Origin of the sequence: Pantoea sp. JGM49 (assembly GCF_018257655.1) — a bacterium.
GTDB lineage: Bacteria > Pseudomonadota > Gammaproteobacteria > Enterobacterales > Enterobacteriaceae > Pantoea > Pantoea communis.
Window position 1 is genome coordinate 1 of sequence record NZ_JAERJM010000019.1, and the last position, 21,274, is coordinate 21,274.

Below are 21,274 nucleotides of genomic sequence, written 5' to 3' on the forward strand. Positions count from 1 at the left end.
CCGATAAAGCGACGCAGTTCCGGCGTGATGCCCGGCGCTGGTGCTTCTTCGACCACTTTCTGGTGACGACGCTGCATTGAGCAGTCACGTTCCGCCAGATAGATGGCGTTGCCCTGGCCGTCGGCCATCACCTGAATCTCGATGTGACGCGGGTTCTCGAGGAATTTCTCCATGTAGACCATGTCGTTGTTGAAAGCCGCTTTGGCTTCCGCTTTCGTCATGCCGATGGATTGTTCCAGATCTTTTTCACTGCGCACCACGCGCATACCACGACCGCCGCCGCCGCCAGAGGCTTTGATGATGACCGGGTAGCCGATGCGTTTAGCAATGGCACGGTTTTTATCCATGTCATCGGTCAGCGAGCCGTCAGATCCTGGCACGGTTGGCACACCGGTTTTCTTCATGGCGGTGATCGCAGACACTTTGTCGCCCATCAGGCGGATGGTGTCAGCTTTCGGGCCGATGAAGATAAAACCAGAGCGCTCAACCTGCTCGGCGAAATCGGCATTCTCAGAGAGGAAGCCGTAGCCCGGGTGGATCGCCACGGCGCCGGTGATTTCGGCGGCGGAGATCAGTGCAGGGATGTTCAGGTAACTTTTGACCGACTGTGCCGGGCCGATGCAGACGGTTTCGTCCGCCAGCAGCACGTGCTTCAGGTCGCGGTCAGCGGTTGAGTGAACCGCAACGGTCTTGATGCCTAATTCTTTACACGCGCGGAGAATACGCAGAGCGATCTCACCGCGGTTAGCAATGACAATTTTATCCAGCATGCTTCGCCTCGTTATTCGATGACGACGAGCGGCTCGTCAAATTCAACCGGCTGGCCGCTTTCCACCAGGATCGCCTTCACAACGCCGGATTTATCGGCTTCGATCTGGTTCATCATTTTCATCGCTTCAACGATGCACAGGGTATCGCCCGCGTTGACTTTCTGGCCCACTTCCACGAAGGCTTTCGCATCCGGGCTTGGGGTACGGTAGAAAGTGCCGACCATCGGAGAACGCACGATGTGGCCGGTGATTTCCGGCTTAGCGGCTTCAGCCGGCGCAGCGGCTGCAGGTGCAACGGCGGTCGCCAGCGCAGGCTGCTGCATCACTGGCGCAGCATAAGCCTGTTGCATCATCGGGTAGCCGGCATTAGCAGGTGAACGGCTGATACGAACTGACTCTTCGCCTTCAGAGATTTCCAGCTCGGAGATGCCGGACTCTTCAACCAGTTCGATCAGTTTCTTAATTTTACGAATATCCATGAAAAACTTTTCCTACGCGTTATCAACTCGCAGCAGTTATAGCAGAGGGGATTCTTGAGCAGGACATAGGGAGTTCAGTTGGGGTTATAAGGAAAAGGTGGCGGAGTGGATCGTTGGTCATCTGAATTTTATCCCGAGGTGGAGATATCGTGGATAATATTGCAGTTTGAGAGGTAAATGACATATTAGAGAGGCGTAATCTTATTACGCCTCTTATGAATAACCGTTACTTCTTCAGACTAATTTTCTGCAGGGCTTCCCACAGCCTCGTTTTATCACCCTGTTCCAGATTCGCTTGATCAAGCGTGTGCAGAAAGGCGGCTTTATCGGTGAAGGGTTTGCCCTGCGCTAACTGCGCACGGATACCACTCAGAATGCTGGCGCTCAGCACATTAATTTTGCTTCTGACCTGATCCAGCGGCAAAGGCTGCCAACCTTGTTCAGGTGTGGAGAGCCAATCTGCGCGATAGCGATATTGAATCGCTTTTGCTGCATCCATCTGAGCCTGCACAAAGGGTTTAACAGACTCGCCCGCTAAGCCCAGCTTTTCGGCTTGCAGCACAGCACTAGCCAGCACTTTTTCTTCTTGAGGCAAATCTTCAATCGCAAGATGATTGGCGGCTTTATAACCGGCCACATCCTTCATATAGGACAGGCGTTGATTGATCAGGGAAGCCACATCGCTATCAATGACAGGTGCCGCCAGCGCGGTGGCCGAGCAAGATAACCCAATTAACAAAATGATTTTACTGAAATAATTCCGATTCATCTCTCTTAGCCTCTTTTTCCATGAGTCACATTGCGTCGCTAATTTAACTTTTTTTTACTGGCACCGAAACCTTTCCGCCCCCTCCAGCGAACTGATGTATTGAGTCACTAAAACCGGACCTCCCTTACATCGCAGGAGCAGATAATGAAATCGTTTAAAACCCTCGTTTGTACTCTGAGCATCACCGCCGCATTGGGCCTCTCTGCCACCGCTTTTAACGCCAGCGCCGCGCTGCCGGTTGGTGCAAAGGCACCAAATTTCGAACTGCAAGGTGCATTAGCTGGCAAACCATTGACCTTCTCGCTGCAAAAAGCGCTGCAAAAAGGGCCAGTGGTGCTTTACTTCTTCCCGGCCGCATTCAGTGCGGGCTGTACGATTGAAGCGCATGACTTCGCCGAAGCCACCGACAACTTCACCAAAATGCACGCCACAGTTATTGGTGTGACTGCAGGCAATACCGATCAGGTGAGCGATTTCTCTAAACTGGAGTGCCGTGATAAATTCGCTGTTGCCGCCGACCCAGGTGCTAAAGTGGCCGCTCAGTATCAAACCACCATGCAGATGAAAGGCAAAACCCTTTCCGATCGCACCTCTTATGTGATTGCGCCTAATGGCGACATCCTGCTGAGTTACACTGATAGAAACCCGGATACGCACATTGAGAAAGCCCTCGCCGCCGTGAAGCAGTACGACGCTGCACATCCGCAAACTAACTAAGCAAAGAGGCCAGCGATGTTAACCGCCATGCTGGCCGCCTTTATTGGCGGCATCATTCTGAACTTAATGCCCTGCGTCTTTCCGGTCATCTCCCTTAAAGCGCTCGGCCTGTTGCGCCACACTGACAATGCCGCCAACGCGCGTCGTGAAGGTTTAGGCTTTTTACTGGGCGTGATCGTTACCATGATGGCGCTGGCGGGTATTTTGCTGGCCGCGCGTGCAGGCGGTGCTGCTGTAGGCTGGGGATTCCAGTTACAGTCCCCCCTGGTGATTGCACTGCTGTCACTGGTGATCCTCGCCGCTGCGCTCAATCTGCTTGGCGTATTTGAAGTGGGCCTGTCGGTACAACGTGTTGGATCCGTTGAAATCAATCGCGGCGCCTTCTTACGTTCTGCACTCACTGGCGTATTGGCAATTTTGGTTGCCACCCCTTGTGCGGCACCGTTTATGGCTAGTGCGATCGGCTATGCCCTGGTGCAACCCCCTGCTGTGGCGCTGGTGATCTTCTTCGCCCTGGCACTCGGTTTCGCAGCGCCTTTCACACTGATTTCTCTTTTCCCTCAGCTGGCGAGATTCTTGCCTCGTCCAGGCGCATGGATGGATGTACTGAAGCGCGGTTTAGCCTTCCCAATGTTTGGCGCTTATGCCTGGCTGGTGTGGGTGCTCGCGCAACAGGCAGGCAGCGCGGCATTGGCTACACTGTTAGCAGCCTCAGTGGTTGTAGCATTCGCGGGCTGGCTATATGGGATGGCGCAACATCGCCGCTTTGCCGGTAAAGGCCATAAAGTGCTGTTCGCCGTGACCGCCGTATTGGTTATCGCCGTGCTGGCCCCACTGCCGCAGTTAATTCAACCGGGCGCAGCGCTGGCAGGTGACCAGGTAGCCAGCCAGCTCACCAAAGAGAAGTGGACGCCGCAGGCCGTTGCATCGCAGCGCGGACATGGCAAAGCCATCTTTGTCGATTTCACAGCATCATGGTGCATCACTTGTCAGGTAAATGAAAAAACCTCCCTTTCGACGCAGGTAGTTAAAGACGCGTTGGCAAAAACCGGTACGGTGTATATGGTGGCGGACTCCACCAAGTTTAATCCCGATGTCGATGACGCCATGAGCGAGTTTGGTCAGGGCGGACTGCCGATGTATCTGGTTTACCCCGCCGATGGCGGGCCGCCAAAAGTGCTACCGCAAGTGCTGACACCGAGCATTGTGGTGAATGCGCTGCAAGCGGCCAGCACCAAGGCGTAATTGTTTCAAGGCGGATTATGCAAGCAAGTGATAGCGCGCGCGAAAGTTGGCCCGCGCTAATGGAACAGGCGCAGGCGGGCGATCAGCTCGCTTACACCCGACTGCTCAAAGCGCTAGTGCCGGTGATACGCGGACAAATACGCCAACAACTCACCGACCAGGCATTAGTGGAAGATGTGATTCAGGATGTGCTGTTAACAGTGCATCGGGTGCGTCACACCTATGATCCTGCCTACCCGTTCTTACCCTGGCTGATGGCCATCATCTCCGCTCGCGCCGTGGATGCCCTGCGGCGACGCGGACGCCATCAGCAATGGGAAGTCCACGAAGAAACGCTAACTGAAGCTGCCATTGCGCCAGAGGCACCATCGCTGGATACACAAGAGGAACTGGCTGGCTATCTGCGCCAGCTTCCCTCGCGCCAGCGCGAGATTGTCGAACATGTTCACTTGCGCGAAATGAGCCTGACGGAAGCGGCAGAACATAACAATTTAAGTGTGGCAGCGGTGAAGTCGCTGCTGCATCGCGCGCTGAGCAATCTGCGTCGCTTTGGAGCACACCATGAATAACCATGACCTGTTAATTGAAAAACTCAGCCGCGACATGCAGCCCGTTCAACCGATGCGGCCGACTTATTGGCGTGTCTTAATGTGGCTGCTACTGGCACTGCCCTGCGGCATCGTCGCCAGTTTTCTGGTCCAGCGTACGCTAACCGATTGGTCACAACCCGGTGCGATGCGCGCACTCATCCAGTTGGCGCTGGCGTTTGTTCTCGGTTTGTTCGCGATTCGTAATGCGTTCAACATGAGCATCCCTGGCCGCCGCAGTGTCAGTTGGAAAGTGCTGCTGACGCTGGGTTTATTGTGGTTGGGATTGAGCCTGAGCAGTATCCCGCACGCCGTAGTGGAGGCACATGATAATGACAGCACGCGCTGTTTTACCTTCCTGTTAGTGGTGAGCACACCGATGATGCTGCTGATGATTGCCAGTTTACGCAAGACACGTGCACTCCATCCGGTACGCAGCCTGGCGATGGCCGGACTGGGCATATCCAGCATGGCCGTCACCATGCTGGCGTTTTGCCATCCGGTGCATCTGCATCCGATGGATTTTGTCATGCATCTAGCCGCCATTGCGGTGATTATCGTTATGACAGTGCTGCTTGGTCGTCGCTGGGTAAGATTGGGTTGAGGTAATAAAAGGATGTCATTCTCCCTATTAAAATAGAAAACAGGAGTCTGGCTCTCATTAAATCCACCTCATCCCTATCCTTTCATGTGTTAAGTTAATTAATGGAGAGAGGCAATCAAGTGAAGGAATACACATGCCAGTGCTTAACAAGGGGGATTCAAATATGGCCATAATGCCAATGTCATACAGCCCCAATACATTACAACGACGTTTTGAGATTATTGATGAGTTTGAAATGGGTAGTTCTACTTACTGGATTATCTATGATCGAAAAACACCTTTTTCAGCAGTCGTCGATGCTGGTCCAGCATTAATTGAGAACGATTTACGTCATCGCGTCATTGCTACGTTGGAACTGATTCGCGTTGAACATTTTGATGGGCTCAGCGTAAAGTCATTCTGGCAGGATGCTGCCGCGCTGCAGGTTGAAGGGGTTGTGGTACAAGAGATCATGCAAGGTTTTGGTCTTGCAACCCGCATGTATGAAACCTTGGTGGTGCATCAAAATATCACGCTGATGAGTGATCATCACCACTATGAAGGCGGAAAAGCACTTTGGAAACACATTGCGCAGAAGTCTCGTCTGTTGCAGGTTTTTGTTTTAGATACAAACGAAGGTAAATTTTATCCCTACGACGGCACCAAAATACGTTATGACGGCATTTGCATCCCCGAAAGTAAAATATGGAGTGTTCATCCTGATGAATCCTTGCAGGGGATTATTTTGATTGCTGAGGCTAAAGAAAAAGTCTCAGCATTATCCGTCCCTGTTATATAAACAGGTAAAAATAAAGGTGAGTAAAACGGCAGCGCATGAAGTGTAAAATATCGCGCTGCCCGTCTTTCTGAGTTCATCTAATTAAAACCCAACCATTAGGCTTCTTCCGCCACCTTCTTTTCTTCATTACGAGCAATGTCGTAAGCGGCTTGAGCCTGTTCCATCACCGGGCCGTACTCCATCGCCCAACTCGCCAGGGACATAAAGGGCTGCTGCAGCGTCTGCGCTAAAGGTGTGATGCTGTATTCCACGCTCACCGGCGAAGTTGGTAGCACTTTACGGTTCACAAGACCATTGCGCTCCAGACGTTTGAGCGCATCCGCCAGTGCTTTATGGGTAATCCCCTCCAGTCTGCGGCGAATCTCATTGAACCTTGAGGGCTGTGTGCAAAGCACGGTGAGAATTAATATCGACCATTTATTGGTGATGTTTTCCAAAACAGGTCGGGTTTTACCGATATCAATCAAAGGCTTGTCAGTTTTCTCATTCATGGCGATATACCCGTATATATCTGATATAAACTAAGTGCGTAATTGATATCAAGTATAGTTTTTATATCATCTGGGTTCCACTCTTAAAGGAGCATTGCAGATGAGCAGATTAGAAAACAAAGTTGCCGTGGTACTGGGCGGCGCAAAAGGTATCGGTTTGGCGATCAGCCAGCGTTTCGCCAGCGAAGGAGCAACCACCTGGTTTACCTCCCGTCGTGAAGAAGAATTAGCTACTTCCAGCCGCAAGATATCCGGCATCGCGAAGCCATTACGCGCCGATGTTAGTCAGAACGAAGAGCTGGCCGATATTATGGACACCATCAAAAGCACGTCAGGCCATTTGGATGTGTTGGTGATCAATGCGGGTATGTCGGAATACGCCCGGTTAGACGAGATCAGTGAGTCTCACTACGAGCAGATTTTCGGACTTAACGTGCGCTCGCCGCTCTTTGCCTTACAAGCTGCGTTGCCCCTGCTGAAACCGGGTGCGAGCGTGGTTCTGATTGGCTCGATTGCGGATGTGATTGGCACGGAAGGCTATGGTGTTTACTCTGCCAGCAAAGCCGCTCTGCGCTCCTTTGCCCGCACCTGGACCCGTGAACTCGCCGCACGCGGTATCCGCGTCAATGTGGTCGCACCCGGCCCTGTGGATACTGAAATGATGGCAGCAGCTTCAGAACAGGTTCGAAATGGACTCACCAGCGCCATACCGCTCGGCAGAATGGCACAACCGGAAGAGGTGGCGAATGCTGCGTTGTTCCTTGCCAGTGATGAAAGCAGTTACATCGCGGGTGCTGAGATCTGCGTTGATGGTGGATTGACCCAGGTTTAGATGCGGCATACAAACAGCCATCGCAGGATGGCTGTCACTTCATTTCAGGGCAGACACGGTTCGAAATCAGTATGCTTTTCTCACCACACCTTAGGCGCTCTAAGATCACTCACCCATCACAACATCGAATCACTGATATTAGGCGGAGGACTCACGCGCATCACCACTTTCATTGGAATATTTTTAGCGGGATGGCCTTTTTCAAATCGCCATTTGTTCACCGCTCTTATAACCGCGTCATCAAACAGATGGTCGGGTGTGGATTGCTCAATGCGCATTTCACTGACCTTCCCTTGCGCATCGACATCATAAAAAAATTGCACCTTTCCTTCGATATGATTCTTTGCAGCATAAAAAGGATATTCAGGCTTATCCATTCGCAGGGCTTTAGGCTGTGCTTTATTGGCGGATGAAGTGGTGCAACCTGATAATGCCAGAGTGAGAATGATGGGTATGACCTTAAACATAACAACCTCCTGTTGTTGAGAATCATTCTCATTTTATCAACAAGATAGCGCCAGTTTAGCGTAAAGAATCCTTTATTAGGCTTCTGCTAGCATGTTCATCCATCAAGATTAAGGAATAATCGTCGATGAAAAAAATCGTATTTATCTACATGCCCAGTCCAACATTGTTAAGAACACCGGGATTCGGAGTGAGTGGCGGATTGTTTGCCTATTTTCGCGAAGATAAATATATCGCCGCAGTGCAGAAGGCGATCGATAAACGCCAATTGAACTGGCGCTTCACTCGCGACACCACAGAATCAAATATTGAAACGCTTATGGACGAAGGTGTTGAATTACTGGTCTGTGCACCCGGTCTACGCTTTATGTTTTATCGCAAGAATTTTGATAAGCAACGCATGGTGTTTCTCACCACCATGGAATACCTGAGTAACGACGTCCGGCCTGTAATGCGTAAAATACGGGAACGGGAAGACAGGGAAGATTTGTTGGACTAAAGGGCTCGGATACCTCATGTCGGATATTACAGCCCCAAAATATTATGAGTTGTTGTTCATGAAGGTGCGCATTGATGCGCACCTGGATAACCGGTCACGATGAAAAAAAGCTACTGCGGAATCACCTTCTCCGCTTTCAGCCGATCAAACAGCGCAATAAACGAATCCAGCGTGGAACGATAGCCGATGAATCCCGCTTTGCGGCTTTTGCTCATGTCGGTGAATGCTTCCATTGGACGCCCAAGGTCCGCATCGGTGTGCCACCACGAAGCCAGCTTATTAACGTCCGCCTCTTGCAGCTGTTCGCGCGCGGCAATTTCACGCCATGCGTCTGCGGCCTGTTGCATGCGCCCTTCCAGAGGCATCATCTGTGCAGGATACGCGGCGGCTTCAACGTTAAAGTAAGCGGCCAGTCGCGGCCACAGCCAGTTCCAACGGAATACATCGCCGTTGACCGCGTTGAAGTCCTGATTGGCTGCTTCATCCGCCGTCGCTGCCCACAGCAGCTGCTCCGCCAGCAAACCGGCGTCGGTCACATCCGCAATACCGTTCCACTGTTCCGGCGAGCCAGGAAAGATAAATGGCCAGCCTTTCTCGCGACACAGCGTGGCATACACCGCCAGCGTCTGCCCCATGTTCATGGCGTTGCCCACTGCATAACCGATGATGGTGTGCGGGCGATGCACGCTCCAGCGATAGCCATATTGCTCGGCACCGGCAAAGATTTCATCTTCCTGCGCATAGTAGAAGTTATCGACCGGCTGGCGTCCCTGTTCTTCACGGAACGGCGTCACCGGCACAGCTCCTTTGCCATACGCCTCAAATGGACCCAGATAGTGTTTCAGCCCGGTCACCAGCGCCACGTGCGCACCGTTCAGGCGCTCACCCAGCGCTTCAATCACATTACGCACCATGCCGCCGTTCACGCGAATGTTCTCTTTTTCGTTCTCCTGACGCGCCCAGACGCTAAAGAACACCGCATCAGGCTTCTCTTGTGACAGTGCAGTGCTGACCGCATCAGCATCGGTCAGATCTGCGGTCAGACTGCGGCACCCTTCGGGGATAGCGCCGCGCCCGCGTGACAATCCGGTCACCTGCCATCCTTCACTTTGCAGTTTTTCCGCCAGCGCACGCCCAATCACACCGCTAATGCCGACAATTAACGCCTGCTTTTGCATTTCAATTCTCCTCGGTTTCGGTAATCATTAGCCTAATAGAGAATTCAATTCCTATCTCTGGCTTTAATTCACATCATTCATAACCTGGATTCACGAATAGATGCACGATCAACGCCTGAAAGATATCGTTCCCTTTGTGGCCAGCGTCGAAAGCGGCAGTTTCGCAGCGGCGGCAGAACGTTTACACCTGACCGGTTCGGCCGTCAGTAAAAGCGTCACGCGACTTGAGACGCGACTCGGCTCACGCTTGCTGGAACGCACCACGCGCAGTCTGAAGCTCACCGATGCAGGCAACGCCTATTATCAAACCTGCCTGCGCATTATGGAGGAGCTGGCCGAAGCCGAAGCGGTACTGGCAGCACAGCGCACCATTCCCTCAGGACGATTACGCGTCGCCGTGCCCAATACCTATGGCCGGCTGGGCGTCATGCCGGTGCTGATTCCATTTTGTCAGCAGCACCCGGAACTCGAACTCAATCTCACCTTCTCCGATCGCTTTATCGATCTGTTTGATGAGGGGATCGATGTCGCAGTACGCATTGGCGGATCGCCGGACGTACCGGCCTCGCTTGGCTGCCGTCAGATGGGTCGCGAGCGCATGGTGTTTTGCGCTGCACCCGATTATCTGGCGCGCCATGGACGTCCTCACAATGAAAGCGAGCTATTACAACATCAGGCCATCATGTATGAACGCGTGGATGGCAGCAGCAAGCCATGGCTGTTCACCACTTCAGATGGTCACCCGCACTGGCGCAATGTGCCACACCGGATGGCACTGGGTGATGTCGATGCACAAGTCCAGGCGCTGTGTGGCGGATTAGGCGTGGCGCAGATGCCATCCTGGCTGGTGCGCGAGCCACTGGCGCGCGGTGAACTGGAGATTATCTTGCCGGAGCAACAGCCCGATGGATTGGCTCTGACGCTGATATGGCCACGCCGCAAGCAGCTGTTACCGAAAGTCGATGCGCTATTGGCCGCGCTGGCAGAATTAGAGATTCGCTGAGGTGTGCGGCCTGAAGGCCGCCTGCTACCGCGAGCTCGACCATAATGACGCGCAGGTTTTTCAGCGGGCCAGTGTCCCCGTATCAGGATTGTACGGGGGATCCTGTTTAATTTTCGGGCTCAAACAGTGCGCGGGCGTAATTCTGTGAAGAGACATTTTTCTCGCTGTGCGGGATCTCCACGCTATCGATAAGCTTGGCTTGCTGATAGCTTTTCACCGTTTCATGCTGAGTGAGTTGCTGCGTGGTCTGCGCAGCCAGCTCACCTTTTTTGTTCTGCGAAACCACGGTCTGGCTACGCTCTTTATCGTCAATCAGATGATAGCGGTAATTTTGAGATGACTTAAGTGCCGTCAGTTTCGCTGCCCCGTCTGAATCCAGTGCGGTGTGGAAACTGGCTTTGAGTTTGAAAAGCGTATCCTGTGTCAAATCCTGGGTATCAGTGTGCTGTTGCGAGCGGGTTTGCTGCGCGACGTCTAAAGAGAAAGTGTCCTGCTCCTCCGTTTTATAAGGATTATCAGAACGCGGCGTCTGCTGATAGCTGGCGGAAAAATCGGCCAATCCACTAATGGCACTGTTTTTAGCGGCATTAGCATCAATGGAGATCACTCGCTGGGTATTCACGCTGTGGCTTGCCTGTCCTTGCGTGGTATTCAGCGCCCGGAAGCTGGCTTTGAAGAGATTCAGCATGTCGCGATCGCCGTGCCCACGCGTTGCGGCCTGATCAAATTTGGCAGACCACTGATCGAGTGCGGCGGCCTGCTGTTCGGCGCTGCCTGCCTGAGTCAGCTTTGACACATCCGTATCGAGCTTGATACTGACATCCCCGTTGTGAAAACCGAGCCAGCGCTCTTTATCATCTGCGTGAAGGTTGAGGGACTGCTTCACGTTGTCGCCATTGCGCAGATCGGTCTTCAAATCGACGCTTTGCAACTGCGAGTTATCAAACTTCATCAGGTTGCTGATATCTAGCTGCGTTGTCTCTGCGTCCAAACCGTCCAGCGCTTTTTGCAAACCGTCGGAGAGCTGACTGATGGCTGTAGCCTCATCACTGTTGAGTTTACCCCCACTGGTATTCAGCTCCACCACCAGTCCGCCCTGCTGGCGTGTCATTTGCAGACTCACCTCAATCCCCGATTGTGTGGTCACGGTGAGCGCCACCGCGCTCTGACTGTTGCTGGTACCGTTGGCTGATGAGGTTGCGGGCACGCTTAACGTGACATTGTCACCACTCTGCACCATGCCCTTGAGCAAACTACTGCCGATACCGTTCATACCAACGCCGCCAGACTGCGCTGCCGCGTTGATTTGCGCCTGTAAATTGCTGCTGATCGTGCCGCTACTCTGTACCTGTGCTGGCACAATTTTATAGATGGCCGCAATGGTCTCGCTTGCTTCACTGAAGGTCACTTTGGTGGACGCTTCAGCCTGTAAGTGGCTTTGTGCTGCCTTGCTGTTTGCGGTGGTATTTACGCTTGAACCCGCAGAAATCAGGTTGCGTAGAACGCTGCTGCCAATCCCATTTAGCATCAAAATAATCCTTCTTGTGAACTATTCCTGAAGGTTATCGGCATCATATCGCCATGCTTTAACGTTCCCCTCCGGTTAACGCCAGCTCCTGATAGACCGCTGGCACTTCTGGCACAGCATCTGTCTGCTTAAACACAGCCGAACCCGCGCGTCTGATTTACGTTGTTGATCAACACATTGTCTACCGCACAGGTAGCCCCCCTTCAACAGAGGTAAGGTCGCGATGAACAACCTGCATTACAAAAGCTTGCTGGAAATTGGACGCCTGATTCAGTCTGGCGACATCACCTCGGTAGCGGTCACCGAATCACTGTTAACGCGCATCGACACACTGGATAGCGATCTACACAGCTATTTCTACGTGATGCGCGACAGTGCGTTAAAACAGGCGGCAGAGGCGGATCAGGAAATCGCCGCAGGTAAACTGCGTGGCCCGCTGCACGGTGTACCGATTGCCCTAAAAGATCTGATCTGGACCAAAGATGCGCCCACCAGCCACGGCATGATCATCCATAAGGATCACTATCCGGCGGAAGACTCCACGGTGGTTGATCGTTTTCGCGCTGCCGGTGCGGTGATCCTCGGCAAGCTGACGCAAACTGAAAGCGCCTTTGCCGATCACCATCCGGAAATCACCCGCCCTAATAACCCCTGGGGCAGCGCCCTCTGGACCGGTGTCTCCTCCAGCGGTTCTGGCGTCGCTACTGCGGCTGGACTCTGTTATGGCGCGATTGGCACCGATACCGGCGGCTCCATTCGCTTCCCGTCAAATGCCAACGGACTGACCGGCATCAAACCGACCTGGGGTCGCGTCACGCGCCACGGTGCCTGTGAGCTGGCGGCGTCGCTCGATCACATCGGTCCGATGGCACGCTCTGCAGGCGATGCCGCTGCGATGTTGCAAGCCATTGCCGGGCGTGATGATAAAGATCCGACCTCCAGCAGCGAGCCGGTGCCGGACTATCTGGCTCTAATGACGCGCGGTGTCAGTAAAATGCGCATCGGATTGGATGCGAGCTGGGCGTTAGAGAAGGTGGATGCGGAAACCCGTGCCGCGCTGGAATCGGCGATAGCTACCCTGACATCGCTGGGTGCCACCTTCGTGGACATCACTGTGCCAGACACGGAAAAAGCCGCCGCCGAGTGGAGTGCGCTCTGTGCAGTGGAAACCGCCCTGGCGCATGAAGAGACCTATCCGGCGCAGAAAGATCAATACGGTCCAGGGTTATCTGGTCTGCTGGATCTTGGCCATCAGGTCACCGCACTGGAGTATCAGCGCCTGCTGCTGAGCCGTGCGGCACTGCGTGGCGATATTTCTGCCCTGTTCAGCAAAGTGGATTTGATTCTGGCACCCGCCACCGCTTATGCCGGATTAACCTGGGACACCATGACCCGTTTTGGTACCGATCAGGCACTTTTTAACGGCGTATTGCGCTATACCAGTGCATTTGACGCGAGCGGGCATCCCACCATCACCCTGCCATGTGGCATGACTTCCGCCGGTGCACCCATTGGTTTCCAGTTAGTCGCCGCCCATTTCGATGAAACCGCAATGATTCAGGGCGCCTGGGCTTATCAGCAAGTCACTGAATGGCATAAAAAACATCCTGCTATCTAAAGCTGCTTATTTTGGCCGCACTGCATTTCGGGTGCGGCCTTTTCATGTCGATATGGCCTGAAACTTGCTTGGTTTATTGTGATTTCACCCTTTTCGCCAGGTTTAGGGGATGTTGCCATGAAAGAAACGTTCACCACGGATCACTTAGATAATCGCCACCGCTTTGATGCCTGGCGCGATGCCGTCTGTTCGCGCTTGATTAATGCCGAGGCGCGTCAGGTTAATGCCGGTACTTTTTCCGGCAGCTTTGGTTATTCCATGCTGGGCCATGTCGATATCGCACACCACGTGTCACAAACCGCGCTGGTGTGGCAACGCACCACCGAGTGCATTCGCCGCCATCCTAATCATGATTTTTATCTCGGCTACGTTCGTTCCGGCATCGGGACATTGCGGCAAAACGATAACCAGTCACGGGTGAGCGCAGGGGATGTGGTGATTTACGATGCCGCAACGCCCTTTGATTTCGCCATGGATAACGTGGCCATCAACATTGTGCATTTGCCGCGCCAGATGATTGAAAAAGAGGCACCAGCGATTGCCCGGCTCGCGGGGAAAACGCTGGATCTTAGTCGTCCCGGAATGACCTCACTCAAGCAATTACTGGAAGAGGCATTTGTCTTTAACGCGGAGAGTGAGAACACCTTTCTCGCGGAACAGTTCGCCAATACGTTGATCAATATGATCTCGGTGAGTGTCAATTTGCAGAAAGGCGATGACGCACTAAAACCGGATCTTTACTCGCGGGTGGTGAGTTATTTACGGCAAAATCTGCAGGAAGCGGACCTGACCATGGCGCAAATTGCCAATGCCCATCATGTTTCACCGCGCACCATCAGCCGCGTGTTTGCTGCACACGGCACCACGCCGATGAATTTTGTCTGGCAGGAGCGCCTGCTGGCGTGTCGCAAGGCGCTAGCCGAAGGTAAAGCGCGCAACATCACGCAGGTGGCGCTAGATCACGGCTTTAGCGATATGTCGCATTTCAGTCTCGCCTTCCGCAAAGCCTTTGGTTACACCCCGAGCAGTCTGCTGAGACAAACCGAGGCGTAACGGCGTTTTGTTTTACCCTTTCTGCAACTGACTGATCACACGCTCAGCAGTAAATTCCAGGCTGCTGCGCGTGTTCATCGCTTCGGTACGCATAAAGCGATATGCCCCTGACTCATCCAGACCGAAAGTCTGCATCAACACGCCTTTAGCCTGCGCCAGTCGCTCATTCCTCAGTTTACGCTGTTGGCGAGCCTGCAGTTCACCCCGCAACTGGGCATTCTGCTGGGAGGATCGCCAGGTGCCGATGATCTGCACAATCAAGGCAAAGGGGTTTAGTTCTCGCTCGGCGATGGCAGCGGGTTGCAGTTTCATTAGCAGCGGAAACAAGCGCGCATCGTGGCAGTTCGCCAGGGCAATCACCGGTGTGTAATGCTGTTGCAATGAACGAAACAGCGGCGTTAATACCGCCTCGTGGTGATTTTCAATCGCCACCAACAGCAGTTGCGCGTCAGCCGGACGTCCGGCGACAGGCGGCCAGCTGTGTTGTGCGTGACAACCGATTTGCGTCAACGAGGCACAAAAAGCCCGCACGCTTTGCGAATCAGGATGGAAAATATGCAACCGCACACCCGCAAGCGTTTTCAGCAAAGATGGCTCATTCATGTTTCACCCGTGTGCATTCTGATGTTCGAAGCATCACGTTAGAGGAGTCAGGCAATCGATGCTGTGTTGCTGCTGCCGGGTGCTGTGTCAGGCGAGACAGGGCATGCACCCCGTCCCGCTTCCACGATTTAGGCGTGAAACCCTAAAAACTGCTCCGCCACACTGGCACTGGGCTGGATGCGCGGATCAATCTGCTGCACAATCTGCCCTTTTTCAATCACATGGATCCGATCCGATAACGCATAAAGAAACTCAATATCCTGCTCTACCAGAATGATCGAGATATCCATTTCATGCCTCAGCCGCTGCAGCGTCTCGATGATCTCCTCACAGATATTCGGTTGAATGCCTTCGGTTGGTTCATCCAGCAACACCAGCTGTGGCTGCCCGCAGAGACAGCGCGCCAACGCCAGCAGTTGCTGCTCGCCGCCCGAGAGCGCCCCGCCCGGTTGAGCCAGTAAACGTTTCAGGCGCGGGAAAATCTCTAGCATCTGCTCGATGATCTGACCCGCGCGCGAAAAGTGCTTCACGCAGCCCATGCGCAGGTTCTCTTCCACCGTCAGCAGCGGGAAGATCTGCCGCCCTTGCGGCACAAAACCGATGCCGGCCGCCGCCCGCTGGTGGGCCTGATAGCGCGTGATATCAATGCCGTTGAGCGCGATTGTTCCCTGCCAGGCGGGTAGCTCTCCCATGATGGTGCGCAGCAGCGTGGTTTTTCCCATGCCGTTGCGTCCTAACACACCGGTGAAGGATTTGGCTCCGACAAACAGCTCGGACAAGTGCAGGACCGGAATTTTGTTGTAGCCCGAGACCATCTCTTTTATTTCAAGCATGTTTGATCTCCAGATTGCCGAGATACGCCTCTTTCACCAGAGGATTCTGCGTCACCTCGCGGAAAGTCCCCTCCGCCAGCACCGCGCCCTGATTAAACACCGTGACCTGCTGCGCGATCATGCTGATGAACTCCATATCGTGCTCCACCACCACCACGGTGCTCTGTTGATTGATCGCTTTAATCAGCTGGGCGGTTTTGCGCACTTCCTGATGCGTCATGCCTGCGGCGGGTTCATCCAGCAACACCAGTTGCGGACGAGAAATCAGGATCATCCCTAACTCCACCCACTGTCGCTGTCCGTGCGCCAGTTCAGAGAGCACGGCATCCTGATGATCTTCCAGTCCGATGTCGTGCAATACCTGATCAATCGCAGCGGACAGAGCCGCTTTCGCCAGCTTATTGGCTGCCGCCTGCCATAGATTCTCCCGAACGCTCAACCCTTCAAAGACGCTCGGCACCTGAGTTTTGATGCCGATGCCCAGCCGGGCAATATCCCACGGACGTTTGCCGGAGATCACTTGATTGCGGTAGCGGCATTCACCGCGTGTGGGCGTTACCTGACCACTGAGCATTTTGAAAAAGGTGCTTTTCCCCGCGCCGTTCGGGCCGATCAGGCAGCGAAGCTCCCCTTTATGCAGGGTGAAATCCACCTCCTTCACCGCATGCACACCACCAAAACTGACGCCCATTTTGCGGGTTTCCAACAGGACTGTTGCCGTCATGGTTTCACCTCACTCACCGATGCGCGGGTTGCCGTCAGCATTTTCGGTCGTTTACGCCGCCAAAATCGCTGTAGGGTCGGTAAAATACCACCGGGGATCAGCAGCACAAACACTGCCAGAATCACGCCGAGTACCAGATTGACATCCACCGTCTGCTGCGCGCCCAGCCGCGTCACCATCCACTGCAACAGCACACAGCTGATCACCGGACCGATCAACGTGCCGCGCCCCCCGACGATCACCCAAATGATGATCTGTGCCGACTGACTGATACTAAACACCCCGGGGCTGACAAAGGCACCCCAGTTGACGTACAGGCATCCAGCTAACCCGGCAATCGCCGCGCCAATGGCAAAGGTGACGAGCTTATGTGCCGGCACGTTGTAGCCGAGCAGTCCTGCGCGCTGTTCGTTTTCCCGAATGGCCACCACCGTTTTGCCAAAGCGGCTGAGCAGCACAAACTTCAGCAGCGCATAGCAGAGCGCCAACGCACCGGCGGTCACCATAAAGATCGCCTCCGGTGACAAAATGGCATCTGGCTGGAATGGCATGTTGAGTGTCGGCACTGACGGAATACCATTGAACCCACCCAGCAGCGCTTCGCCGATATGGTATTCACTGCCCGAGGTGGAGTTTACCCAGTTAAACAGCACCAGGCTCACGGCTAACGTGATCGCGCCGAGGTACACATCACTGACGCCGCCGTAGAAGATCACGTAACCGAGAAGCAGAGAGAACAGCGTGGGCAGGAGAATCGCCATCACCACCGCCCAGGTGGAATCCCCCCAGTTAATGGCGCAAATGGCGTAGGTATAGGCCCCCAGTCCAAAAAATGCCGCCTGACCAAAACAGAGGATGCCGCCGTAGCCCCAGATAAACGCCAGGCTGAGTGACAACAGTCCCATCACTAAAAACACCGTAATGGAGAGCAAGGTGTACAGCTCAATCGCACCAGCGAGCCAAAACGCCAGCAGGATCAGCATCAGGGCACTGAGCACAATGCGCACTTTTTCCGAAAACAGTTTCATTACAGCGATCTCCTGAAGAAGCGCCCGGTGATACCCTGCGGCAGCAGTCGCAGCAGCACAATGGCACTCAACAGCAGCGCCACCGCACCAAACACCGGCGTGGAGAGATAGGTCACCAGTTGCGAAATGGTGCCAAACAGCGTGGAAGAGGTCAGCGTGCCGGCGATGATGGCGCTGCCCCCGCCGATTACCGTGATAAAGGCTTTGGCAATAAAGCTAACGCCGATGGTCGGTATCACGCCGGTGATCGGTGCCAGCAGCGCGCCACCCAATCCGGAGAGCGCGGCTCCCAGACCGAAGGTCAAGCTGTAGATTTTACCGGGATTGCTGCCTAGCGCCGCCGCCATGCGCGCATTCTGCATGGTGGCACGTGCGCACAATCCCAATGTGGTGAAGCGCAGCAACAGCCACAATGCCGCCACCAGACACAGCGCAAACACAATCATAAACAGCGAATAGCCGCTGGTGCTGTAACTTCCCACATTCACGCTGGGCAGCGGCGAGCTGATGCCCAGCGTGGTGTTGCCAAACAGCATGGTCGCGGCACCGATCAACGCCAGACTCAACCCCCAGGTGGCCAGCATGGTGTCGATCATCCTGCCGTAGAGATGACGAATAATGACGCGTTCAATCACCATGCCAAACACGCCAACACAAATCGGCGCAACTACCAGCATGGAGATCCAGATCGGCACGCCAAAGTGGTTAGTGGCCATAATGGCGCTGTAGCCGCCCAGCATCATAAATTCGCCGTGCGCCATATTGACGATTTTCATCATGCCAAACACCACCGCCAGCCCCAGACTCATGATCACCAGCACCGCGATGGCATTCAGCACTTCGATGCCATAGATAACCGACAGATCCATTAGCGCCTCCCGTTACAGCTCAATCTGATACTGTTTGGTATCACGTGGATTTTTCTTCAGGTCGCACACCATGGCGGTATCAACCGGTGCCTGGTTTGTGAAGGTTTCCAGAATCTTCATCTGATGGTTCTCCACCTCGGCAATGTGCACGTCCAGCGAACAGTGATGCGTGGTGGGATCGACACTCAGCTGACCGCTTGGCGAGGTCAGTGTGACGCCCGACTCCAGCGCCTCGATCACTTTCATGCGGTCGATGTCGCCCGCCTTACGCACCCCTTCGGCCCAAATCAACATGCCCTGATACGCGCCCATCGCCAGATCGCTGATGTACATGTCGCCGTAACGCGCATGGAATTTATCGACAAAGGCTTTGTTCTCGGCAGACGGAATTTCTTGCATGTAGTTCGCTGCCACCAGAATGCCGTTGCTCTCTTCCGGCGACAGAATGATGTGTTCATTGCCGCCGCCGAATACGGTAGAGGCGATGGGAATCTTGCCGCTCATGCCAGCCGCATGCCATTGGCGGTAGAAGGAGATGTGCGCCCCGCCCACCAGTGCTGACCACACCATGTCTGGTTTAGCGCTCTGGATTTTTGAAATGGCGGCACCGAAGTCCGTGACATCCAGCGGGAAGAACTCCACCGTCATCACTTCACCACCGTTGTCACGCACCGACTTCTTCACCCATGACGAAACAATCTGGCCGTAGTTGTAATCCGCCGCCAGCACATAGACTTTCTTGCCCCACTTCTTCATGGCGTACGGCACCAGTTTCTCCACGGTTTGTGCGGGCGTTGAGCCTGAAGAGAAGTAGTTGCGATCGCAGACGCCACCTTCGTACTGCGCAGGATAGAAATAGAGTGAGCGGAAACGATCCAATACAGGACGAATCACCTCGCGCGACGCAGACGTGATGCCGCCGTGCACCACCGCCACTTTGTCTTTCAGCGCGGCCTGCTGGGCGTATTGGGCATAAAGTTGCATATTGGATTGCGCGTCGTAATTGATGATTTGCAGTGGTCGGCCTAATAATCCCCCTGCTGCATTAATCTCATCTGCGGCTAAATTGATGGCGTTGGACATCGGCTTGCCATAAATATCCAGCCCGCCTGACAGGTCGAGAATGCTCGCCACTTTGATGGCGTCTTTGCTGTCAGCGGCTAAGGTGAATTTCGGTACAACCCCTGCAGCCAGACCCAATGCGGATACGGCCGATCCCTGAATAAATGAACGACGACTAATAGCCATAGCACCCTCGCAATGAAGTTGTTGGAATAAATAGAGATGAAGCATTCCGGGAACCGGAAGAGATAAGCGGATAAAACAGACAGCGCTGTCTGCATTAATGCGAGAAAAGGGCCACAACATTGGGGCACGTTTTTTAGATTAGCAATAAGCGGGCCAAAACCCACGTGGCCGTTCAAATTAAATTTATTCTCTGCTAGCAGAAGCGAAAGCGATGAGAAGTATTACTGCATTTAATCCCGCCCACCTTTAATTAATTTTATCCCTCTCACTTTTCTGCACTTAATTAAAGCAATCAGCACCAAAAGGGTGCAATTAAATTTTTTAACACTGCGCTGTCCGCTCAAACACAGCGAATGGCAGCATTAACAAAGATGTAATTACCGGAAGCGTTAACGTCTCTCACAGACTCATTCATCTCATCAGTAAAAAATCTTTTGAGGAGCCATTATGTCGGACCCTTCGGTATTACCTTCGGATGCCGCGTTAAAGATCCGTGCTATCCAATCCCTGTTGGCAGAAAAGGGATTTCTGAGTCAGGAGGTCACTGACACCATCGTTAATTATTTCGAAACCAAAGTCGGACCCCGCAATGGTGCGCAGGTGGTGGCGAAAGCCTGGTGCGATCCCGCCTTCAAAGCGCGCCTGCTCGAGAATGGCCGCGAGGCAGTGAATGAACTTGGCTTCTCCGGCTTTGAAGCCGCTACCCTGCACGTGCTGGAGAATACCGACAGCGTGCACAACGTAGTGGTGTGCACGCTTTGCTCTTGCTAGCCGTGGCCGGTGCTGGGCTTGCCGCCCATCTGGTTTAAATCGACACCCTATCGTTCACGTGTGGTGATTGATCCCCCGTGGCGTATTAGCAGAATTTGGCACTGAAATTCCGGCCAATAAGTAGATTCGCGTATGGGACAGCAATGCCGAAATTCGTTACTTCGTGCTGCCACAGCCCCCTGCTGACAGTGAAAGCATGAGTGAGAGCGAGTTGGCCGCATTGGTCACACGCGACTCCATGATCGGCACACGCACCCTTTAAGCGGAGAAACACCATGAATAATATCCACGATTGCGGCGGCATGCAGAATTTAGGTCCAATCGAGATTGAAGCCGATGAGCCTCATTTTCACAGCCAATGGGAAAAAGATATTTTCGCCACCACGCTGGTGTTCTTTATGAGCGGAAAAATCGTGCTTGATGATTTCCGTTATGAAATCGAGAAAATGTCCGTAACGGAATATCTGCAATCCAGTTATTACGAACACTGGTTATTTGCCATTGAGCAGTTGATGAGTAAAACCGGCGTATTCACTGAACAAGAATTGCAGCAGCGTCTCAGCGAACTCTCCGCCTGAGGAT

The 21,274-nt window shown here is 53.7% G+C and carries 25 protein-coding genes and 1 pseudogene; 13 read left to right on the forward strand and 13 right to left on the reverse strand.

Going from position 1 to position 21,274, the window contains the following annotated elements; translation table 11 throughout:
• The 3 genes from JK231_RS23200 to JK231_RS23210 form a co-directional block, all read right to left on the reverse strand.
• Positions 1-770: biotin carboxylase N-terminal domain-containing protein (locus JK231_RS23200; protein WP_211729690.1), on the reverse strand; the 770-nt coding region annotated here is incomplete at its 3' end.
• A gap of 11 nt (positions 771-781) precedes the next feature.
• The gene (gene accB, locus JK231_RS23205; protein WP_211729691.1) at positions 782-1,249 is read right to left on the reverse strand and encodes an acetyl-CoA carboxylase biotin carboxyl carrier protein; all 468 of its coding nucleotides are present in this window, start codon (positions 1,247-1,249) and stop codon (positions 782-784) included.
• Between the two features lie 226 nt (positions 1,250-1,475).
• Positions 1,476-2,018 (reverse strand): chorismate mutase, encoded by a 543-nt coding sequence (locus tag JK231_RS23210; protein WP_097118891.1) that lies wholly within the window; start codon positions 2,016-2,018, stop codon positions 1,476-1,478.
• 144 nt (positions 2,019-2,162) lie between these two features.
• On the opposite strand from JK231_RS23210, the gene JK231_RS23215 reads away from it, so the two are divergent.
• The 5 genes from JK231_RS23215 to JK231_RS23235 all read left to right on the forward strand — a co-directional run bounded on the left by JK231_RS23215 (position 2,163) and on the right by JK231_RS23235 (position 5,949).
• Positions 2,163-2,735 carry a peroxiredoxin gene (locus tag JK231_RS23215; RefSeq protein WP_058960236.1) on the forward strand — a complete coding sequence of 191 codons (573 nt, stop codon included), beginning with the start codon at positions 2,163-2,165 and terminating at the stop codon, positions 2,733-2,735.
• Between the two features lie 15 nt (positions 2,736-2,750).
• The gene (locus JK231_RS23220) at positions 2,751-3,980 is read left to right on the forward strand and encodes a thioredoxin family protein (protein ID WP_211729692.1); all 1,230 of its coding nucleotides are present in this window, start codon (positions 2,751-2,753) and stop codon (positions 3,978-3,980) included.
• Positions 3,981-3,997: 17 nt separating this feature from the next.
• Positions 3,998-4,549 carry a sigma-70 family RNA polymerase sigma factor gene (locus JK231_RS23225; RefSeq protein ID WP_200574849.1) on the forward strand — a complete coding sequence of 184 codons (552 nt, stop codon included), beginning with the start codon at positions 3,998-4,000 and terminating at the stop codon, positions 4,547-4,549.
• Positions 4,542-5,171, forward strand: a complete 630-nt coding sequence (locus JK231_RS23230) for an NrsF family protein (protein WP_211729693.1) — start codon at positions 4,542-4,544, stop codon at positions 5,169-5,171. The genes JK231_RS23225 and JK231_RS23230 overlap by 8 nt, the downstream gene beginning before the upstream one ends.
• Positions 5,172-5,304: 133 nt before the next feature.
• Positions 5,305-5,949 carry a hypothetical protein gene (locus JK231_RS23235; protein ID WP_097118886.1) on the forward strand — a complete coding sequence of 215 codons (645 nt, stop codon included), beginning with the start codon at positions 5,305-5,307 and terminating at the stop codon, positions 5,947-5,949.
• 95 nt (positions 5,950-6,044) lie between these two features.
• Here the strand turns inward: JK231_RS23235 and JK231_RS23240 are convergent, their stop codons facing one another.
• Entirely contained in the window at positions 6,045-6,440 is a 396-nt protein-coding gene (locus JK231_RS23240) for a helix-turn-helix domain-containing protein (protein ID WP_211729694.1), read from the reverse strand.
• A 100-nt stretch (positions 6,441-6,540) separates the two neighbouring features.
• Between JK231_RS23240 and JK231_RS23245 the strand changes: the two genes are divergently transcribed.
• Positions 6,541-7,272: an SDR family oxidoreductase gene (locus JK231_RS23245; RefSeq protein ID WP_211729695.1), complete on the forward strand. Its 732-nt coding sequence runs from the start codon at positions 6,541-6,543 to the stop codon at positions 7,270-7,272.
• Between the two features lie 116 nt (positions 7,273-7,388).
• On the opposite strand, the gene JK231_RS23250 is transcribed toward JK231_RS23245, so the two are convergent.
• Complete coding sequence (locus JK231_RS23250) at positions 7,389-7,739, reverse strand: TonB family protein (RefSeq protein ID WP_211729696.1); 351 nt, start codon at positions 7,737-7,739, stop codon at positions 7,389-7,391.
• 125 nt (positions 7,740-7,864) lie between these two features.
• Here JK231_RS23250 and JK231_RS23255 point away from each other — a divergent pair, with 125 nt between their 5' ends.
• Positions 7,865-8,236 carry a hypothetical protein gene (locus JK231_RS23255; protein WP_211729697.1) on the forward strand — a complete coding sequence of 124 codons (372 nt, stop codon included), beginning with the start codon at positions 7,865-7,867 and terminating at the stop codon, positions 8,234-8,236.
• A 110-nt stretch (positions 8,237-8,346) separates the two neighbouring features.
• Here JK231_RS23255 and JK231_RS23260 read toward each other — a convergent pair whose 3' ends face one another.
• Positions 8,347-9,414, reverse strand: a complete 1,068-nt coding sequence (locus JK231_RS23260; RefSeq protein WP_211729698.1) for an SDR family oxidoreductase — start codon at positions 9,412-9,414, stop codon at positions 8,347-8,349.
• A 100-nt stretch (positions 9,415-9,514) separates the two neighbouring features.
• Here JK231_RS23260 and JK231_RS23265 point away from each other — a divergent pair, with 100 nt between their 5' ends.
• On the forward strand, positions 9,515-10,417 hold the full coding sequence (locus JK231_RS23265; RefSeq protein WP_211729699.1) for a LysR family transcriptional regulator: 903 nt from the start codon (positions 9,515-9,517) through the stop codon (positions 10,415-10,417).
• Positions 10,418-10,523: 106 nt separating this feature from the next.
• Here the strand turns inward: JK231_RS23265 and JK231_RS23270 are convergent, their stop codons facing one another.
• Entirely contained in the window at positions 10,524-11,945 is a 1,422-nt protein-coding gene (locus tag JK231_RS23270; RefSeq protein ID WP_211729700.1) for a hypothetical protein, read from the reverse strand.
• Positions 11,946-12,168: 223 nt separating this feature from the next.
• On the opposite strand from JK231_RS23270, the gene JK231_RS23275 reads away from it, so the two are divergent.
• Both JK231_RS23275 and JK231_RS23280 read left to right on the forward strand, forming a co-directional pair.
• Positions 12,169-13,563 carry an amidase gene (locus JK231_RS23275; RefSeq protein ID WP_211729701.1) on the forward strand — a complete coding sequence of 465 codons (1,395 nt, stop codon included), beginning with the start codon at positions 12,169-12,171 and terminating at the stop codon, positions 13,561-13,563.
• A gap of 117 nt (positions 13,564-13,680) precedes the next feature.
• Positions 13,681-14,616, forward strand: a complete 936-nt coding sequence (locus tag JK231_RS23280) for a helix-turn-helix domain-containing protein (RefSeq protein WP_097118877.1) — start codon at positions 13,681-13,683, stop codon at positions 14,614-14,616.
• Between the two features lie 12 nt (positions 14,617-14,628).
• Here JK231_RS23280 and JK231_RS23285 read toward each other — a convergent pair whose 3' ends face one another.
• The 6 genes from JK231_RS23285 to JK231_RS23310 form a co-directional block, all read right to left on the reverse strand.
• Positions 14,629-15,219, reverse strand: a complete 591-nt coding sequence (locus tag JK231_RS23285) for an ANTAR domain-containing protein (RefSeq protein WP_211729702.1) — start codon at positions 15,217-15,219, stop codon at positions 14,629-14,631.
• Positions 15,220-15,347: 128 nt separating this feature from the next.
• The gene (locus tag JK231_RS23290; protein WP_097118875.1) at positions 15,348-16,052 is read right to left on the reverse strand and encodes an ABC transporter ATP-binding protein; all 705 of its coding nucleotides are present in this window, start codon (positions 16,050-16,052) and stop codon (positions 15,348-15,350) included.
• The gene (locus JK231_RS23295) at positions 16,045-16,776 is read right to left on the reverse strand and encodes an ATP-binding cassette domain-containing protein (protein WP_211729703.1); all 732 of its coding nucleotides are present in this window, start codon (positions 16,774-16,776) and stop codon (positions 16,045-16,047) included. The genes JK231_RS23290 and JK231_RS23295 overlap by 8 nt, the downstream gene beginning before the upstream one ends.
• On the reverse strand, positions 16,773-17,804 hold the full coding sequence (locus JK231_RS23300; RefSeq protein WP_097118873.1) for a branched-chain amino acid ABC transporter permease: 1,032 nt from the start codon (positions 17,802-17,804) through the stop codon (positions 16,773-16,775). The genes JK231_RS23295 and JK231_RS23300 overlap by 4 nt, the downstream gene beginning before the upstream one ends.
• A complete protein-coding gene (locus tag JK231_RS23305) occupies positions 17,804-18,673 on the reverse strand; it encodes a branched-chain amino acid ABC transporter permease (RefSeq protein WP_058960259.1) in 870 nt (289 codons plus the stop codon). The genes JK231_RS23300 and JK231_RS23305 overlap by 1 nt, the downstream gene beginning before the upstream one ends.
• A gap of 12 nt (positions 18,674-18,685) precedes the next feature.
• Entirely contained in the window at positions 18,686-19,921 is a 1,236-nt protein-coding gene (locus JK231_RS23310) for an ABC transporter substrate-binding protein (RefSeq protein WP_211729704.1), read from the reverse strand.
• A gap of 447 nt (positions 19,922-20,368) precedes the next feature.
• Between JK231_RS23310 and JK231_RS23315 the strand changes: the two are divergent.
• The 3 genes and pseudogenes from JK231_RS23315 (at position 20,369) to JK231_RS25790 (ending at position 21,270) form a co-directional block, all read left to right on the forward strand.
• Positions 20,369-20,797: pseudogene (locus tag JK231_RS23315) on the forward strand (nitrile hydratase subunit alpha).
• A gap of 58 nt (positions 20,798-20,855) precedes the next feature.
• Positions 20,856-20,954: a nitrile hydratase subunit alpha gene (locus JK231_RS25720; RefSeq protein ID WP_313376149.1), complete on the forward strand. Its 99-nt coding sequence runs from the start codon at positions 20,856-20,858 to the stop codon at positions 20,952-20,954.
• 13 nt (positions 20,955-20,967) lie between these two features.
• Complete coding sequence (locus JK231_RS25790; protein ID WP_097118870.1) at positions 20,968-21,270, forward strand: SH3-like domain-containing protein; 303 nt, start codon at positions 20,968-20,970, stop codon at positions 21,268-21,270.
• Positions 21,271-21,274: the final 4 nt, after the last annotated feature.

What these genes read in the sequence shown, in the direction of transcription:
- JK231_RS23290 (WP_097118875.1), bottom strand. Translation starts at nt 16,052, where the DNA reads ATGCTTGAAATAAAAGAGATGGTCTCGGGCTACAACAAAATTCCGGTC.
- accB (WP_211729691.1), bottom strand. Translation starts at nt 1,249, where the DNA reads ATGGATATTCGTAAAATTAAGAAACTGATCGAACTGGTTGAAGAGTCC.
- JK231_RS23220 (WP_211729692.1), top strand. Translation starts at nt 2,751, where the DNA reads ATGTTAACCGCCATGCTGGCCGCCTTTATTGGCGGCATCATTCTGAAC.
- JK231_RS23300 (WP_097118873.1), bottom strand. Translation starts at nt 17,804, where the DNA reads ATGAAACTGTTTTCGGAAAAAGTGCGCATTGTGCTCAGTGCCCTGATG.
- JK231_RS23265 (WP_211729699.1), top strand. Translation starts at nt 9,515, where the DNA reads ATGCACGATCAACGCCTGAAAGATATCGTTCCCTTTGTGGCCAGCGTC.
- JK231_RS23225 (WP_200574849.1), top strand. Translation starts at nt 3,998, where the DNA reads ATGCAAGCAAGTGATAGCGCGCGCGAAAGTTGGCCCGCGCTAATGGAA.
- JK231_RS23240 (WP_211729694.1), bottom strand. Translation starts at nt 6,440, where the DNA reads ATGAATGAGAAAACTGACAAGCCTTTGATTGATATCGGTAAAACCCGA.
- JK231_RS23275 (WP_211729701.1), top strand. Translation starts at nt 12,169, where the DNA reads ATGAACAACCTGCATTACAAAAGCTTGCTGGAAATTGGACGCCTGATT.
- JK231_RS23235 (WP_097118886.1), top strand. Translation starts at nt 5,305, where the DNA reads ATGCCAGTGCTTAACAAGGGGGATTCAAATATGGCCATAATGCCAATG.
- JK231_RS23210 (WP_097118891.1), bottom strand. Translation starts at nt 2,018, where the DNA reads ATGAATCGGAATTATTTCAGTAAAATCATTTTGTTAATTGGGTTATCT.
- JK231_RS23310 (WP_211729704.1), bottom strand. Translation starts at nt 19,921, where the DNA reads ATGGCTATTAGTCGTCGTTCATTTATTCAGGGATCGGCCGTATCCGCA.
- JK231_RS23260 (WP_211729698.1), bottom strand. Translation starts at nt 9,414, where the DNA reads ATGCAAAAGCAGGCGTTAATTGTCGGCATTAGCGGTGTGATTGGGCGT.
- JK231_RS23250 (WP_211729696.1), bottom strand. Translation starts at nt 7,739, where the DNA reads ATGTTTAAGGTCATACCCATCATTCTCACTCTGGCATTATCAGGTTGC.
- JK231_RS23285 (WP_211729702.1), bottom strand. Translation starts at nt 15,219, where the DNA reads ATGAATGAGCCATCTTTGCTGAAAACGCTTGCGGGTGTGCGGTTGCAT.
- JK231_RS23230 (WP_211729693.1), top strand. Translation starts at nt 4,542, where the DNA reads ATGAATAACCATGACCTGTTAATTGAAAAACTCAGCCGCGACATGCAG.
- JK231_RS23245 (WP_211729695.1), top strand. Translation starts at nt 6,541, where the DNA reads ATGAGCAGATTAGAAAACAAAGTTGCCGTGGTACTGGGCGGCGCAAAA.
- JK231_RS23270 (WP_211729700.1), bottom strand. Translation starts at nt 11,945, where the DNA reads ATGCTAAATGGGATTGGCAGCAGCGTTCTACGCAACCTGATTTCTGCG.
- JK231_RS23215 (WP_058960236.1), top strand. Translation starts at nt 2,163, where the DNA reads ATGAAATCGTTTAAAACCCTCGTTTGTACTCTGAGCATCACCGCCGCA.
- JK231_RS23255 (WP_211729697.1), top strand. Translation starts at nt 7,865, where the DNA reads ATGAAAAAAATCGTATTTATCTACATGCCCAGTCCAACATTGTTAAGA.
- JK231_RS23305 (WP_058960259.1), bottom strand. Translation starts at nt 18,673, where the DNA reads ATGGATCTGTCGGTTATCTATGGCATCGAAGTGCTGAATGCCATCGCG.
- JK231_RS23280 (WP_097118877.1), top strand. Translation starts at nt 13,681, where the DNA reads ATGAAAGAAACGTTCACCACGGATCACTTAGATAATCGCCACCGCTTT.
- JK231_RS23295 (WP_211729703.1), bottom strand. Translation starts at nt 16,776, where the DNA reads ATGACGGCAACAGTCCTGTTGGAAACCCGCAAAATGGGCGTCAGTTTT.
- JK231_RS25790 (WP_097118870.1), top strand. Translation starts at nt 20,968, where the DNA reads ATGAATAATATCCACGATTGCGGCGGCATGCAGAATTTAGGTCCAATC.